The organism is Pseudomonas sp. NPDC087336 (genome assembly GCF_044744285.1).
Taxonomy (GTDB): Bacteria; Pseudomonadota; Gammaproteobacteria; order Pseudomonadales; family Pseudomonadaceae; genus Aquipseudomonas.
Window position 1 is genome coordinate 178,136 of sequence record NZ_JBIUYA010000004.1, and the last position, 16,019, is coordinate 194,154.

Here is a 16,019-nt window from a genome sequence, read left to right on the forward strand (position 1 = left end):
GGCAACTCCTAGACGGCCGCAGAGCCGACACGGCCCTTGCGCAGTGCATCGATGACCGCTTCTTTCGGGCCGTCGGCGACGATCCGCCCGTTGTCCAGCACCACCAGGCGATCGACCAGGCTGAGCATCGAGGTGCGATGGGTCACCAGCAGCAGGGTCTTGCCCTGGACCCAGGTGTGGAGTTTTTGCCGCAAGGCGTCTTCGCTGCTGTTGTCCATGGCACTGGTGGGCTCGTCGAGCAGCATGATCGGCGGGTCGAGCAACAAGGCGCGGGCCAGTAGCACCGCTTGGCGTTGACCACCGGACAGCAACTGCCCGCGCTCGCCGACCGGGCGATCGAAGCCTTGCGGGTGTTGCCGGGCCAATTCGGTGACGCCGGTCAGTTCGGCCACTTCGAGCATGCGCGAATCGCTGATGTAGCGCGCGCCCAGGGTCAGGTTGTCACGCAGGCTGCCGGCCAGCAGCGGCAGGTCGTGGGCGACGTAGCCGATCTGGTGTCGCAGGTCCGCGACGTCGAGTTGACGCAGGTCCAGGCCATCGAGCAGCAATTGGCCTTGCGCCGGTTCGTAGAACCCCATCACCAGCCGCGCCAGGGTACTTTTGCCCGAGCCGCTGCGACCGATGATGCCGATCCGTTCACCGGGTTTTACGCTGAAACTGATATTGGCCAGCGCCGGGGCGTTCTGGCCGTTGTAGTGGAAGGTCACGCCGACCACATCCAGGGCGCCTTGCAGTTGTGTGCGCTCCAGCGGCCTTTGCCTGGCGTCGCGCTCCTGGGGCAGGGACATCAGCGCGTCGGTGCTTTTCATGGTCAGTTGCGCTTGCTGGTAGCGGGTGATCAGGCCCGCGATTTGCCCCAGCGGCGCCAGTACCCGGCTGCCGAGCATGTAGGTCGCCACCAGCGCGCCGACGCTAAGGTTGCCGGCGATGATGCTGTAGACCCCGGCCACGATGGTCGCCATGCCGGAAAACTGCTGGATGAACAGCGTGCCATTCGTGGCCAGCGCCGAGAGGTTACGCGCGTGGCTGTCGAGGCGGGTGAGGGCGCCGTGGGTGCTTTCCCATTTGTGCTGGCGCTCGCTTTCTGCGCTGCAGGCCTTGAGGGTTTCCAGGCCACCAAGGGTTTCGATCAGCAGGGCCTGGCGTTCGGCGCCCAGGCTCAGGCTTTTCTGCACGGTGTCGCGCAAACGCGCCTGGATGATCATGGCGAAAATGATCGTGATCGGAAACGCCAGGACCGGAATCACCACCAGCCAGCCGCCCAGCAGGCCGATCACCACCAGCATCAACAGGGCAAAGGGCAGGTCGATCAGGCTGGTGAGGGTCACGGCGGTGAGAAACTCGCGCAAGCCCTGGAAATCGTGAATGCTCTGGGCAAAACCACCGATGGTCGCGGGTCTGGCTTTCATCGCCATGCCGGTGATGCGTTCGAACAGGGTCGCGGAGAGAATCACGTCGGTCTTCTTGCCGGCGGTGTCCAGCAAATGCGCGCGCACCACCCGCAACACCAGTTCGAACCCGGTGCCGATCAGCAGACCGATGGACAGCACCCACAGCGTCGAGGTGGCCTGGTTCGGCACCACGCGGTCGTAGGTCTGCATCACGAACAGCGGCACCATCAGTCCCAGCAGGTTGATCAGGAAACTCGCCAGGATCGCATCGCTGTACAACCATTTCGACAGCTTCAGGGTATCGCGAAACCACGCCTGCACCCGTGGCACCAGCGGTGAGCGAAGGTCTTCGAGTTCATGCCGTGGCCGGGCGAACAACGCCTGGCCACTGTAATGCCCGGCAAGCTCCTGGACAGTGGTCCATTGTTCGCCGCCATCGGCTTCGCTGGGCAGGATCAGGACCCGGCCATCCTCGCCAAAGCGGCGCAGCACGGTGGTGCGTCCGTTGTTGAGCAACAGCAGTACCGGCAGGTTCAGGGCAGAGATGTCCTTGAGGTCGCGGCGCAGCAGGCGTGCCTGCAATCCCGCCCGGGCCGCTGCGCGGGGCAGCAGGTCCAGGCTCAGGCGTTGGTGTGCCATAGGCAGCCCGGCACTGAGGCTGGCGCGACTGACCGTCGCGCCGTGGAGTTTGCAGAGGATCAACAGACCGTCCAGGAGCGGGTCATCGAAGCTCAGGCGTGGATCGACACCGGTGTTGGCGGTTTCCATGCTGGTCACATTGATCGCTCCGGTAATTGCATAGATACCTGCACATCACGGTAGGAGCTGCGGCAGCTCCTACAGGGGGACTCATTTGAGTTCAGGCAGTCGAGCTTCGCTTTTCACTTCCGCCTGGGCGATGGCGTCGGCGGGCAGCACCACGCGTTGCTTGCTCAGCAATTGCCCCATGTTCGCCAGCACCCGGTACATCGAAAACTCCTCGGTGTAGCGGACTTCGGTGTAACGGCGGTTGGCGTTGTAAAGCTCGTTTTCGCTGTCCAGCAGGTCGAGCAGGGTCCTTTGGCCGAGGCCGAACTGATCCTGATACGCCACGCGCACGCGTCGGCTGGTTTCGGCGTACTCGCGGGCGGTCGGGGTTTGTTTCTTGGCGTTGACCATCGCGTTCCAGGCCAGGTGGATGTTTTCGTTGAGCTGGCGCAGGGCGTTGTTGCGAATGTCCATCGCCTGATTGATCTTGTGGGCATCGGACTGCAGGCGCGCCTTGTCACTGCCGCCGCGGAACAGGTTGTAGTTCATCACCACGCCCACCCGCCACTCGTTGTCATGGCCTTCTTCGCCCGCGATGTTGTTGTTCGCGCCCACCGCGGCTTCGGCGTCGAAGCGTGGGTAGAACGGCGACTTGGCGACCTCGTACTGGCTCTCGGCCGATTGCACGTCGGCCTGGGCGGATTTCAGGTAGGGGTTGTTGTCCACCATGCTTTGCTGGGCTTCCGTCAGCGAGGCCGGTACTTCACCACGGATCGACGACGGGGCTTCGAGTTCATCGGGCAAGCGCCCGACCACGGCGGCGAAATTCGACTCGGCGTCGGCCAGATCGACTTCGGCGGTGTCGAGGTTGTTTTCCGCCAGCGCGCGACGGGCAGTGGACTGGTCGGCGTCGGCGTTGCTGCCGATCCCACGCTGGGTACGCAGGCCGATCTGGTCGTTGACCCGCAAGTGCGCTTGCAGGTTGTTCTTGGCCAGCGTCACCAGTTCGCGGCGCTTGAGCACTTCGAGGTAGACCTCGATGGTGCGCAGGGCCAGGTCCTGGGCGGTGCCCTGGGCGTAATACGCCCGGGAGTTGACGACGCCCTTGGTGCGTTCGACTTCGTTGGCGGTGTTGAACCCATCGAAGAGCATCTGCCGCAGGCGCAGTTCCGACTGGGTGTAATTGAGGATTTCGGTATGGTGATTGCCAAGCGCCCGCGTGTTGGTGTTGTCGCTGTACCCGCGCCCGTACGCGGCATTGAGGTCCACTGATGGATAAAAGCCCCCCTTGGCGACTTTCACGTCTTCGTCAGCCGACAGACGGCTGTCCACCCGCGAGGCGAGCTCGGGATGGGTGGCGATAGTGCTCTGGATCGCTTCGGTCAATGACATGGCGTGCGCCTGGGAAGTGCAGGCAATGGCCAGCAGAACCGCGCTGCAGAGGGGGGTTAAAAGACGCATGTTCATCTCCCTGAATCCTAATGATGCTTTATGAGTCGCCAATTAATTGACGACATTTATAGGTAAAACCGTTTCATACTTGTAACATCAGAGCTAAGAACATTTTGAGGCGAACCTAAGAAGTTTTTCTCATAAGACTTATGCCAAAAAAAACTTATGTACTCTGCCAAATCCAGCACATTGTTCTCTGCGAAAGCCCTTGATTTATGTGCCTTATGGCGCTCATCAGAGCTTGAGGAAAGTTCAAGTCCACTTATCGACAAAGGGCGGAGAAGTGCTGGAGGGGAGGGATGCGGCGCAGACTGGGGTGACGGTTTTTTGTCGCCAAGGTGATTCAGGACTGTTACGCAGCGCTGGCGGATTACGTTGTTTTTGACAGGTAGCCCAATGCCATTGATTGCAAAGGGTTTATCCGGGTCGCAGACATCGGCCGCGAGCAATTCGCTGGACGAAATCGACGTCAGGGCACCGGCTTACTTGGGGTAATCCGTGTTGACCGGCAGGCGATCGGCCAGTTAATCCGCTTGAACCCATGGGCATGTTCTCCGCATTCAGACAGGGTGCCGACAAAGCGTTGGCAGCGGAGGGAATGCACATGGCTACGCTCATCGGTATCGTCAGCAAGGTTATCGGTCAGGTCTTCGCGGTGGCGGGTGACGGCACCCGTCGAGTGCTGATCGAGGGGGACCGGTTATTTGCCGGCGATCAACTGGTGACCGGGGCCGAAGGCGCGGTGGCGGTGCATCTGCAAAATGGCGATGAACTGACGCTGGGTCGCAGCAGTAGCCTGCAAATGACCGCCCAGTTGCTGGCGCAGACGTCGCCCCATGTGGAGACGGTTGAAGCGACGACCCCGAGCCAGGCGCAGTTGACCGATGTCGAGCAATTGCAAAAAGCCATTGCCGCCGGTGACGACCCGACCCAAACCGCTGAAGCCACGGCGGCCGGCCCGGGTTCGACCGGCCCTGCCGAGGGAGCACAGGGTGGGGGCCACAGTTTCGTCATGCTCGAGGAAGTGGGCGGGCGGGTCGAACCGACCATTGGCTTCCCCACCGCCGGGTTCAACGGCATTCCAGAGTTCCCGCTTGCGCGGCACGACGGCGATCGAAACCCCGACGGCGATGCGGCTGCACCGCTGATTACGCCGCCAGTGGTCACTCTTCCCGAAGTCCCACCAACGGACGTCACACCGCCTGTTGTCTTGCCTCCTGTCGTCACGCCGCCTGAAGTCTTGCCACCGACAGTCACACCACCCGTGAACAATCCGGTCACCCTCGATGGCCTGTCGGTGGCCGGCGGTGAGCTGACCGTCAAGGAAGCCAACCTGCCTGACGGTTCGGCAAGCAATCCCGCCGCGCTGACCCAGAACGGCACCTTCACCGTCACGGCGCTGGACGGGCTGACCAGCCTCACCATCGGCGGGATCAGCGTGATCAGCGCTGGCGTGGCCAGCGGGTTCCCGCAGTCGATCACCACGCCGCTGGGCAGCACCCTGACCATCACCGGGTACAACCCGACCACGGGCGTGGTGAATTACAGCTACACCCTCAACGACAACGAAAACCATTCGAGCGGCGACGGCACTCACCTCAGCGAACACTTCACCGTGATTGCGGGTGACAGCAATGGCGACACCGCCACCGGTTCCCTGGACGTCACCATCCTCGACGACAGGCCCAAGGCGTACGATGACGACAACCCCGACACCGCCTCGGAAACCCGGCTCACCCTCGAAGGCAGCGTCCTGGGCAATGACGTGCAAGGCGCCGACCGTATAACAACCGGCCCTGCAAGTGGCCCGATCACCCCCGGCACCTTCATCGGCACCTACGGCACCCTGGTGCTCAACGCCAATGGCACCTACACCTACACCCTCAATCCCGGCGATGCCGACTTCAAGGCCTTGCACGCCGGTGGCAACGGCACCGAGACGTTCACCTACTCCCTGACCGACGCCGACGGCGACAGCAGCACCGCCCACTTGGTGCTGAACGTGCACAACAACGATGACGGGGTGACCCTTGGTGGCCTGGACGTCGCAGGCGGCGAACTGACCGTCTACGAGAAAAACCTCATGTACGGCAGCGACCCCGACGCCCCGGCGCTGACACAGCATGGGACCTTCACCGTCAACGCCCCGGATGGCCTGCAGAGCCTGAGCATTTCCGGCGTCGCGATCATCAGCGGTGGCGTGGTGCAGCCCTTGCCGATCTCCGGCAGCACCTGGCTGGGCAGCACCCTGACCGTCACCGGCTATGACCCGGCCACTGGCGTGGTGAGCTACAGCTACACCCTGAACTACACCGACACCCACCCCAACGCCGACGGCGCCAACAGCATCAGCGAGAACTTCGAAGTCATCGCCGTCGATGCCGACGGCAGCGAGGCGCGCGGGGAAATCAACGTCAAGATCGTCGACGACCTGCCGACCGCCAAACCCGATGCGACGTCGGTGGTCGAGGGTGGCACCGTCACCGGCAACGTGCTGTGGAACGACGTCGGCGGCGCCGATGGCTCCGGTGGCGGCGTGGTCGGCGTGCGCGCTGGCTCCGATACCTCGACCTCGGTGCATGGCGGCCTGAACAGCCAGATCAATGGCACCTACGGCTACCTGACGCTGGATGCGGCGGGCAACGCCGTGTACCACAGTTACCCGAACTCGGTGAGCGGCCCGGGCGCGAGCGACGTGTTCACCTATACCCTGCGCGATGCCGACGGTGACGAAAGCACCACCACCGTCACTATCGACGTGCACAACAGTTGCTTTGTGGCGGTCAGCGACCACGACGTGACCGTCTACGAAAAAGCCCTGGACCTGCACCAGGACGGCCAGGACCTGGCCCCCGGCAGCGTGAATGGCAGCCAACCGTGCAGCCCCGGCGAAACCGCCAGCGGCACCCTGGTCGGCGCGGTCCATGGCGGCAGTGGCGCCATCACCTACAGCCTGCTCAGCAATGCCATCGGCACCTACGGCCAGCTGTTGCTGCACCCTGATGGCAGCTACACCTACACCCTGACTTCGCCGGCCAGCACGATGCCGCAGGCCAACGATGGCGCCAACACCCTGCACGAAAGCTTCACCTACCAGGCCATCGATGCCCAAGGCAACATCGCCACCAGCACCATCGTGATCAACATTGTCGATGACGTGCCCACCGCTACCCCTGATATAGCCTCGGTGGGAGAGGGCGGCTACATCGGCGGCAATGTGCTGTGGAACGACAACGCGGGAGCCGATGGCCAGTTTGCAGGCGGTGGCGTGGTCGGCGTGCGCGCAGGCTCCGACACTTCGACTCCGGTGCATGGCGGCCTGAACAGCCAGATCAACGGCACCTACGGCTACCTGACCCTGGACGCGGCGGGTAACGCGCTGTACCACAGCTACCCGAACTCGGTGGGCGGCCCGGGTGCGACAGACGTGTTCACCTACACCCTGCGCGATGGTGACGGTGACGAAAGCACCACCACCATCACGATCGACGTGCACAACAGCTGCCTGGTCGCGGCCAGCGACGACGTGACCGTCTACGAAAATGCCCTGAGCCAGCCGTGCAACCCCGGCGAAACCGCCAGTGGCACTCTGGTCGGCGCAGTCCATGGCGGTAGCGGCGCCATCACCTACAGCCTGGTCAGCAATGCCATCGGCACCTACGGCCAACTGCGGCTGCACCCCGACGGCAGCTACACCTACACCCTGACTTCGCCGGCCAGCACCACGCCGACGGCCAACGATGGCGCCAACACCGTTCACGAAAGTTTTACCTACCAGGCCATCGACGCCCTGGGCAACATCGCCACCAGCACCATCGTGGTCAACATCGTCGATGACGTGCCCACCGCTAACGCCGACCACACCTCGGTAGGAGAGGGCGGCTACATCGGCGGCAACGTGCTGTGGAACGACAACGCGGGGGCCGATGGCCAGTTCGCCGGCGGTGGCGTGGTCGGCGTGCGTGCCGGCTCTGATACCTCAAGTCCGGTGCATGGCGGCCTGAACAGCCAGATCAACGGCACCTACGGCTACCTGACCCTGGACGCGGCGGGTAACGCGCTGTACCACAGCTACCCGAACTCGGTGGGCGGCCCGGGTGCGAGCGACGTGTTCACCTACACCCTGCGTGATGGTGACGGTGATGAAAGCACCACCACCATCACGATCGACGTGCACAACAGTTGCCTGGTCGCGGCCAGCGATCAGGACGTGACCGTCTACGAAAATGCCCTGGCCCAGCCGTGTAACCCCGGCGAAACCGCCAGCGGCACCCTGGTCGGCGCGGTCCATGGCGGCAGCGGTGCCATCACCTACAGCCTGGTCAGCAATGCCATCGGCACCTACGGCCAGCTGCTGCTGCACCCCGACGGCAGCTACACCTACACCCTGACGTCGCCGGCCAGCACCACGCCGCCAGCCAACGACGGCGCCAACACCGTTCACGAAAGTTTTACCTACCAGGCCATCGACGCCCTGGGCAACATCGCCACCAGCACCATCGTGGTCAATATCGTCGATGACGTGCCCACCGCTAACGCCGACCACACCTCGGTAGGAGAGGGCGGCTACATCGGCGGCAATGTGCTGTGGAACGACAACGTGGGGGCCGATGGCCAGTTCGCCGGTGGCGGCGTGGTTGGCGTGCGTGCCGGCGACGACACGTCGACCCCGGTGCATGGCGGTTTGAACAGCCAGATCAACGGGACCTACGGCTACCTGACGCTGGATGCGGCGGGCAACGCGCTGTACCACAGCTACCCGAACTCGGTGGGCGGCCAGGGGGCGAGCGACGTCTTCACCTACACCCTGCGCGACGGTGACGGTGATGAAAGCACCACCACCGTGACCATCGATGTGTCCAACAACAGTTGCGTGGTGGCGGGCCGTGACAGCGACGCGAGTGCCCATGGAAAAGCCGGCGGCCAGGACCTGATCGCAAAAGGCGCGGACTTTACCGGGACCCAGCAGAACTACAACGTCTCCGGCAGCAATGCCGATATAGCCCGCAGCGCCTTCGTCGCGAATACGGCGGCCATGACCGCGGTCCTGGTGGTCAGCGGCGCGCTGGCTGCGGTCAACGGTAACAACAGCGATGACCTGATAACCGTCAATCTCAAGCAGGGCGAAACCCTCAACCTGGATCACAACCTCACCGCCGGCCAGGTCAGCCTGGAGTACTCGATCAACGATGGCGCCTACATCGCCATCGCTGATGACCAGACCATCAAGGCGACGGCGGATGCGACCTATCACATCCACATCAGCAACATCCCCGACGGTTCGGGCCCAGGCGCAAACAGCGCTGAAAACTATCAGTTGAAGATGACCGTCGATTACTCCGGGGCCCAGGAAACCGCGCCGGATCACGCCTACAGTGCCAGCGACCACCAGGGCGGCGGCGACAGCATGAGCATCGGTAACGACGTGCTGACCGCAGTCACCGGCAACACCGAGCTGCACGGTGATGCCGGCAATGACTTGCTCTACAGCGGACCGGGCAACGACCTGCTCGATGGGGGGACGGGCAGCGACACCGCCAGCTATGCCCACGCCACCGCCGGGGTCACGGTCAATCTCGGCGAGACCGGGGCACAGAATACCGTCGGTGCCGGCAGCGACACCCTGACCGCCATCGAAAACCTGACCGGTTCCAACTTCAATGACGCACTCACGGGAGACAACCACAGCAACATCATCACCGGCGGCCTGGGCAACGACGTGCTCAACGGTGAGGGTGGCGACGACTTCCTGGTTGGCGGCCTGGGCAACAACACCCTGACCGGCGGCAGTGGTGCCGACACCTTCCAGTGGCTCAACGGCAACAACGGCCACGACATCATCACCGACTTTACGCCGGGTGCTGACAAGCTCGACCTGTCGCAACTGCTGCAAGGGGAGAACAGCACCGCCGCCTCGCTGGATGACTACCTGCACTTCACCGTCAGTGGCAGCGGCGCTTCACTGGTGACCAGCATCGATGTCAGTGCCATGGCTGGCGCGGCGCCGAACCAGACCATTGACCTGGCAGGTGTCAACCTGGCCAGTCACTACGGGGTGACGCCGGGGGCGGACGGAGTCATCGGCGGCGCGGACACGGCCACCATCATCAACGGCATGCTCAATGACCATTCGCTGAAGGTGGATACCGTGTGACCTGAAACCGCAACGAAAAAACCGCCCTCCTTGTGCAAGGGGGGCGGTTTTTTTCTGTGTGCGAATCGTTGCAAATCACATCGGCAGCGGCTTCCCGACCAAACGGCCCATCACGCCAAACACCCCCAGTGCCTTGATCGTGTCCAGTTCGCCCTGGGTTTCCACTTGCTCCGCTATCAAGGGCAAGTCGATGCTGTGGGTCGTGCGGCAAACCGCCTTGATGAACAACCGTTTGTCACGCTCCACATCGATGCCACGGATGTAGACTCCGTCGATTTTAAGGTAAGCCAGCCCCAGTTGAGTCAGGTTGCCAATCTGGCTGAAGTGACCGCCAAAATGCTGCAGCCCGATACGGTAACCGGTGTCGAGCAGGCTGTGGCTCAAGCGTTGCAGTTGATCCGGTGGTGGCAGTTGGCGTTCATCGATTTCCAGGGTCAGCAGGGGCGCCAGTTCCGGCAGGGATTGCAGTGTGTCGAGGATTATTTGCAGCTGCGCCTGGTCGCGCAATGTGCTGCCGGACAGGCTCAAGGCCAGGGGCAAACGGTTGATGACAAGGTACTCGAGGGTGGCTTCAAGCATCGCCAGGTCAAAGCGCGCCGACCAGCCAAAACGCTCGATCCACGGCAAGAACTGGCCGGCGGCAATCGCTTCGCCCTGTGGATCGAGCAGGCGTGCGAGGACTTTGTGATGCAGCACCTGGTGGGTGTCGGCGCATTGCACCACCGGTTGGAAATACAACTGCAGTTTGCCTTCGTTCAGGGCATCGTCGATCCAGCTGTGCCAGTGGTGTTGGGCCTGCCTTGGCGTGCTGTCGCTGCGACCCGACACGGCCCAGGGACGCTCGGGATGTTGCCGGGCTTCGTTCAGTGCCTGGTCCAGTTGATGCAGAACATGGCTTGCCGGGTCGCCAGGATGGAAGGCGACGATGCCCAGATGGGCGACGGGCATGCAATCACTGTCACCGGTCAGGCGCAGGTTTTCCAGGGTGGCGCTGATCTCGGCGGCCAGGCGTGTCGCATCCTCGGTATCGAGATCTGGTGCCAGCAGGCTGAATTCGCCGCCGCGATTGCGCGCTGCCAGCCAGGTGCGACGTTCCGGAACCTGTGTCAGACGCTTGAGCAAATCGCCGACCGCACCAATCAACGCATCGGTACGTTCCCCGCCAAGGCGCTGATTAAGGCCGGCCAGGTCGTTGAGCTGCAGCATCATCAGGTGACCGCCGCCATTTTGCTCGGTGACCAGCAATTGATCGGCCAATTGTTCATCGAGCAATCGCCGGTTGGCCAGCCCTGTCAGGCTGTCCTGATAGGAGTCGTGGAGCAGTTTTTCACTGCGAGCGGCCTCTTCGGCGAACAACGTCTTGAGCTTCTCGACCATCTGGTTCATCGCCAGCACCACACGTTTCAATTCCGGTGTGCGCGGCAGCGTCGGCACGCTGAGAAATTCGCGTTTGCTGATGGCGTCGGCCTGGCGGACCATGCTGTCGAGCGGACGAAACTGTCGACGCAGCAACCAGCCACCGAACACCGCACTGAGCAGCCCACAGAGCAGCAACCAGACGAGGCTGCCCAGTGTGCTGTCCCAGAGTTTGGCCAGGGCGAATTGTGGATTGCTCAATACTTCGACCCGCGCCACCTGTTGCCAGCCACGGGTGATCAGTGCATCGCCACCCTCGGGACGCAAATTCACCAGGTTGACGAACCAGCCGGGCACGCCGTCGATTTGCTCGGGGATACTGCGCTGCACCAACACCTGCCGATTTTCCAGGTGGGTCACGCGGATGTCGCTGAAATAGCCGCTGTCGAAAATCGAACTGACCATCAACTCCATCATGGCCGGGTCGTCGACCTGTGTGGTCAAGGTCAGGCCCAAGGCGGTCGCGGCGTCCTGGGCATGGGCGCGCAACTGCCCAAGCGTCTGCTCGCGAGAGCTTTCCAGGCTGGCATAAAAACTGCCGCTGAAGGCCACCAGCAAGAACAGGCAAATGGCGAGAAACAACTGGTTGCGCAGTTTCATCGAGCGCTCCTTGGCGTGGCGGCTAACCGTCGCCCACGGCGAACCCTTCGGATTGCATTTTTTTCAAGACGTCTTGCCAGCGTGACAGTTTTTTCGAGTCGCCGCTGCGCGGGTTGCCAGGCTTGCCGGGCAGGTACAGGCCTTCGGCGTTGAATGCGTACACCGGCAGCAGGTCCTTGCGCTGCGAGGCGGGGCGGATGTCGCCGATCAAATTATCGAGCACCAGCGGTTCGGCCCCGGGGCTGCTGTAGTAAGTCAGCACCATGTGCGCCTGGTTTCGGGTCAGGGCTTTGACGTAGGTAATGCGCAGCTTGTCGCTGGGAATGCCCAGCTGGCGCAGGCTGAAGTATTTCGCCAGGGCATAGTCTTCGCAATCGCCGGCGGCCTTGATCAGCGCTTCGACGGGCGTGGCCCAGTAATCGCTCTGGTGCCAGATGCGTACGTCGTCCTGGAATTCCAGCTGCTGGTTGAAGTAGTGATTGACCGCATTCAATTGTTCCTGCTCAGGCAGGTCGCGTTCGCCCTGCAGCATTTCACTCCAGGACTGGATGCGTCCCTGCGTCGGCCCCAGGTTGGCATAGCGTTTTTCGGCGGTTTGCGCAATTTGCGCGAAATCCCAACTCGGCCAGACATTGCCAGGCACGGCCAGCGGAAAACTGGCGAGCAGCAGCCATCCGCCAAACCGAAGTCGGAGTGTTGACCATCCTGGACTACCCGGCCTGCGCGGCATGTCTGGCTGCTCGAGTGCAGAGAACTGAAGTCTAGGTGGTGTTTACAACGACAGTCAGGATTTACGCAGGGTTTTCTGCCGAAGGATGTACAGGGTCACCAGCACCGCACTGGTCAGCATGAACCCCCGTGCCCAAGGCATCGGCACCAGGTAGCAGGAGAACAGGATGCTCGCCCACATCAGGCCGATGGCGTACACCTTGCCCTTGAGCGGAATGCCGTTGCCGTCGAGGTAGTCACGAATCCATGGCCCCAGCCGCGGGTGCTCGACCAGCCATTGATAGAAACGCGGTGAACTGCGGGCGAAACAGGCAGCCGCCAGCAACAGGAAGGGCGTGGTGGGCAACACCGGCAGGAAAATCCCCAGCACCCCCAGCGCTACGCTCAGCCAGCCGATGGCCAGCAGCACGTAGCGCAACATCAGGGAGCGGTTGCCTATGGGGTTGTCCATAGGCAAAACCTTAGTGGTGACGTGGCTTGAGGATCGCCGGTTTTTCGTCCGGTGCGTTGCACAACAGGTACAGCGCAGTCAGGGCTTCCGGGATCTGCACGATCATGTCGTCCATCAGGTTGGCGTCGGCGGCGATGTCGGAGAACTCCGGCTGCTCGTCGAACAGGCCGGAACCTACCATGATCGGCAGCAGCATTTCGCTGACTTCGTCTTCGGCGGTTTCGAACCAGGCTTCTTCGCGCAGGAATACGCCTTCCATGAATCCGATGCACCAGCCGCGCAGTTCGGAATCGTCCGGGTCGTCGCCCAGATCGAGGTCGCACGGCAGCTCGAACTCTTCATCGGAGGCCAGTTGGCGGGCGATGTGCGCCTTGAGGCCGATCAGCGTGGCTTCGATCTCTTCGCGCTGGGCTTCGCTGCTGTAATGCGGCTCTTCAGCGAACAGGGCATCGATCCATTCACGATCGGGAACGGTTTCCGAACAGATCGACAGCGCGGTCAGGTAGCCGTGGGCGGCCACGTAGTCCAGCGCCTCGTCATGCAGTTCATCGGCGTCGAGGAAGACTTGCAAGCGGGTTAGTTGCTCAGCGAAGGACATTAAAGGGCTACCTTGGGGAATATTCGATGCGGGAATTCTAGGCCTTCTTGAGCGCTTGGGCCAGCCGCACGGCATATTTGCAGCGCATTCCCCATGGAAGCGAGCCTCGTTGGTCTTCGTGTGTCTTCTCAGCGGCGCGCTTTGCCGGACAGGGGTCGGGTATACTCGCGCGTTTTGTGATGCCCTGCTGGTTTCGCGGCTTAAATGCACAGCGTCATGCAATCCGTACTTACGATTTGTCAGTGCGAAGTTGCGGGTTCTGCACCAGCCTTGCAGGGATGTTTCGGTGATTTTTGGAGTTTTTATGCTCGAACAGGCTCAGCGCGTCCTCAAGGACATCTTCGGCTACGACAGTTTCCGTGGCCGCCAGGGTGCGATCATTGAGCGCGTGGCCAGTGGCGGCGATGCCCTGGTCCTGATGCCTACCGGGGGTGGTAAATCCCTGTGCTTCCAGGTGCCGGCGCTGCTGCGCGAGGGCCTGGCGGTGGTGGTTTCGCCGCTGATCGCGCTGATGGACGATCAGGTCGCGACCCTGGAAGAACTGGGTGTGGCCGCCGCGGCATTGAACTCCACGCTCAGTGCCGAACAACAGCGTGACCTGGCGGCCAGGATCCGGCGCGGTGAGGTGAAAATGCTCTACCTCGCGCCCGAGCGTCTGGTCCAGCCGCGCATGCTGAGCTTCCTGCAAGGGCTGAATATCTCGCTGTTTGCCATCGATGAAGCCCACTGCGTGTCCCAATGGGGCCATGACTTTCGCCCGGAATACCTGCAATTGGGCCAGTTGGCGCAATTGTTCCCCGACGTCCCGCGCATCGCCCTGACCGCCACCGCCGACAAGCGTACCCGTGAAGAGATCGTGACGCGCCTGCACCTGCAGGAGGCCGAGCGCTTCCTGTCGAGCTTCGACCGGCCCAACATTTTTTATCGCATCGTGCCCAAGGAACAGCCGCGCAAGCAGTTGCTGGCGTTCCTCGCCGAACGTCGCAGCGATGCGGGCATCGTCTATTGCCTGTCGCGCAAGAAGGTCGAGGAAGTGGCTACGTTCCTCACCGAACAAGGGTTTCCGGCGCTGCCCTATCACGCCGGCCTGCCTAACGATCTGCGGGCGCACCACCAGAAACGCTTCCTCAACGAGGAAGGCCTGATCATGGTCGCCACCGTGGCCTTTGGCATGGGCATCGACAAACCCAACGTGCGCTTTGTCGCTCACCTCGACTTGCCGAAGTCACTTGAAGCCTATTACCAGGAAACCGGTCGCGGCGGTCGTGACGGTCTGCCGGCCGATGCCTGGATGGCCTATGGCCTGCAAGACGTGGTGATGCTCAAGCAGATGTTGCAGAACTCCGAAGGCGATGAGCGCCACAAGCGCCTGGAGCAACACAAGCTCGATGCCATGCTCTCGCTGTGCGAGGAAACCCGCTGCCGCCGCCAGACGCTGCTGGCCTACTTTGACGAAGACATGCCCGAGCCCTGCGGGCATTGCGACAATTGTGTCGACGGCGTGCAAACCTGGGACGCCACCGAGCCCGCCCGTCAGGCGCTGTCGGCGATCTACCGCACAGGCCAGCGCTACGGTGTCGGGCACCTGGTGGATGTCTTGCTGGGCAAGGACAACGAAAAAATACGCAACTTCGGGCATCAGCACCTGTCGGTGTACGGGGTCGGCAAGGCGATGGCCGAGGGCGAATGGCGTTCGCTGTTCCGCCAGCTGGTGGCCCGTGGCCTGGCCGACATCGACCTGGAAGGCTACGGCGGCCTGCGCCTGAGCGACACGTGCCGGCCGCTGCTCAAGGGCGAGGTGACCCTGGAATTGCGTCGCGACCTGAAGGCGCAAACCACAGCCAAGAGCAGCAAGAGCCAGGCGAGCCAACTGGTTCGCGGCGAAGAGCGCGAACAGTGGGAAGCCCTGCGTGCCCTGCGCCGCAAGCTGGCCGAAGAACATGGCGTGCCGCCGTACGTCATTTTCCCCGACTCGACCTTGCTGGAAATGCTGCGCAGCCAACCGACTACGCTGGCGCAAATGGCCCGGGTCAGCGGCGTCGGTGCACGCAAGCTGGAGCGTTATGGCGAGGCGTTCCTCGAAGTCCTCGCAGGCCAGGCCGAAGCACCGAAAGTCGTGGCAGACCTGCGCCACGAGCTGATCACCCTGGCGCGTGCCGGCATGACGCCGTTGCAGATCGCCGGGCAGTTGCAGTGCTCGGAAAAGAACGTCTACACCCTGCTCGCGGAGGCGATCGGCAAACAGCAGCTGTCGCTGGAGCAGGCACTGGATCTGCCGGAGGACTTGATGGGCGAAGTCCAGGATGCGTTCCTCGACGGTGAAGGTGAACTGCCGCCTGTCTCGGAAATTTCCGCGCTGTTTGCGGGGCGCGTACCGGAAGGGGTTTTGTACTGTATTCGCGCTGCCCTGCAGTCCGAGTTCGAACTTTGAGCCACCGGTCCCGCTGATGTAACGATTCAGTACAGAACAAGCCTTGCCTC

Annotated in this window: 8 protein-coding genes; 2 read left to right on the forward strand and 6 right to left on the reverse strand. The window is 62.5% G+C overall.

What is annotated here, in order from left to right; all coding sequences use genetic code 11:
• Positions 1-8: 8 nt before the first annotated feature.
• Together ACIO0C_RS05800 and ACIO0C_RS05805 are read right to left on the reverse strand one after the other, a co-directional pair.
• The gene (locus ACIO0C_RS05800) at positions 9-2,168 is read right to left on the reverse strand and encodes a type I secretion system permease/ATPase (protein ID WP_401308982.1); all 2,160 of its coding nucleotides are present in this window, start codon (positions 2,166-2,168) and stop codon (positions 9-11) included.
• Positions 2,169-2,240: 72 nt separating this feature from the next.
• Positions 2,241-3,599 carry a TolC family outer membrane protein gene (locus ACIO0C_RS05805; protein WP_401308985.1) on the reverse strand — a complete coding sequence of 453 codons (1,359 nt, stop codon included), beginning with the start codon at positions 3,597-3,599 and terminating at the stop codon, positions 2,241-2,243.
• A 595-nt stretch (positions 3,600-4,194) separates the two neighbouring features.
• On the opposite strand from ACIO0C_RS05805, the gene ACIO0C_RS05810 reads away from it, so the two are divergent.
• Positions 4,195-9,744, forward strand: coding sequence for a retention module-containing protein (locus ACIO0C_RS05810; RefSeq protein ID WP_401308987.1), 5,550 nt, complete (start codon positions 4,195-4,197; stop codon positions 9,742-9,744).
• A gap of 75 nt (positions 9,745-9,819) precedes the next feature.
• Here the strand turns inward: ACIO0C_RS05810 and lapD are convergent, their stop codons facing one another.
• From lapD to ACIO0C_RS05830, 4 genes are read right to left on the reverse strand one after another with little or no spacing between them, the layout of a single operon-like run.
• On the reverse strand, positions 9,820-11,760 hold the full coding sequence (gene lapD / locus ACIO0C_RS05815) for a cyclic di-GMP receptor LapD (protein ID WP_401308990.1): 1,941 nt from the start codon (positions 11,758-11,760) through the stop codon (positions 9,820-9,822).
• Between the two features lie 22 nt (positions 11,761-11,782).
• Entirely contained in the window at positions 11,783-12,490 is a 708-nt protein-coding gene (lapG, locus tag ACIO0C_RS05820; RefSeq protein ID WP_401308993.1) for a cysteine protease LapG, read from the reverse strand.
• Between the two features lie 54 nt (positions 12,491-12,544).
• Positions 12,545-12,940, reverse strand: a complete 396-nt coding sequence (locus ACIO0C_RS05825; protein WP_401308996.1) for a YbaN family protein — start codon at positions 12,938-12,940, stop codon at positions 12,545-12,547.
• Between the two features lie 10 nt (positions 12,941-12,950).
• Positions 12,951-13,538, reverse strand: coding sequence for a UPF0149 family protein (locus ACIO0C_RS05830; RefSeq protein WP_401308999.1), 588 nt, complete (start codon positions 13,536-13,538; stop codon positions 12,951-12,953).
• A gap of 304 nt (positions 13,539-13,842) precedes the next feature.
• Between ACIO0C_RS05830 and recQ the strand changes: the two genes are divergently transcribed.
• Complete coding sequence (gene recQ, locus ACIO0C_RS05835) at positions 13,843-15,969, forward strand: DNA helicase RecQ (RefSeq protein WP_401309002.1); 2,127 nt, start codon at positions 13,843-13,845, stop codon at positions 15,967-15,969.
• Positions 15,970-16,019 lie beyond the last annotated feature (50 nt).

What these genes read in the sequence shown, in the direction of transcription:
- ACIO0C_RS05830 (WP_401308999.1), bottom strand. Translation starts at nt 13,538, where the DNA reads ATGTCCTTCGCTGAGCAACTAACCCGCTTGCAAGTCTTCCTCGACGCC.
- lapG (WP_401308993.1), bottom strand. Translation starts at nt 12,490, where the DNA reads ATGCCGCGCAGGCCGGGTAGTCCAGGATGGTCAACACTCCGACTTCGG.
- ACIO0C_RS05810 (WP_401308987.1), top strand. Translation starts at nt 4,195, where the DNA reads ATGGCTACGCTCATCGGTATCGTCAGCAAGGTTATCGGTCAGGTCTTC.
- ACIO0C_RS05805 (WP_401308985.1), bottom strand. Translation starts at nt 3,599, where the DNA reads ATGCGTCTTTTAACCCCCCTCTGCAGCGCGGTTCTGCTGGCCATTGCC.
- recQ (WP_401309002.1), top strand. Translation starts at nt 13,843, where the DNA reads ATGCTCGAACAGGCTCAGCGCGTCCTCAAGGACATCTTCGGCTACGAC.
- ACIO0C_RS05825 (WP_401308996.1), bottom strand. Translation starts at nt 12,940, where the DNA reads ATGGACAACCCCATAGGCAACCGCTCCCTGATGTTGCGCTACGTGCTG.
- lapD (WP_401308990.1), bottom strand. Translation starts at nt 11,760, where the DNA reads ATGAAACTGCGCAACCAGTTGTTTCTCGCCATTTGCCTGTTCTTGCTG.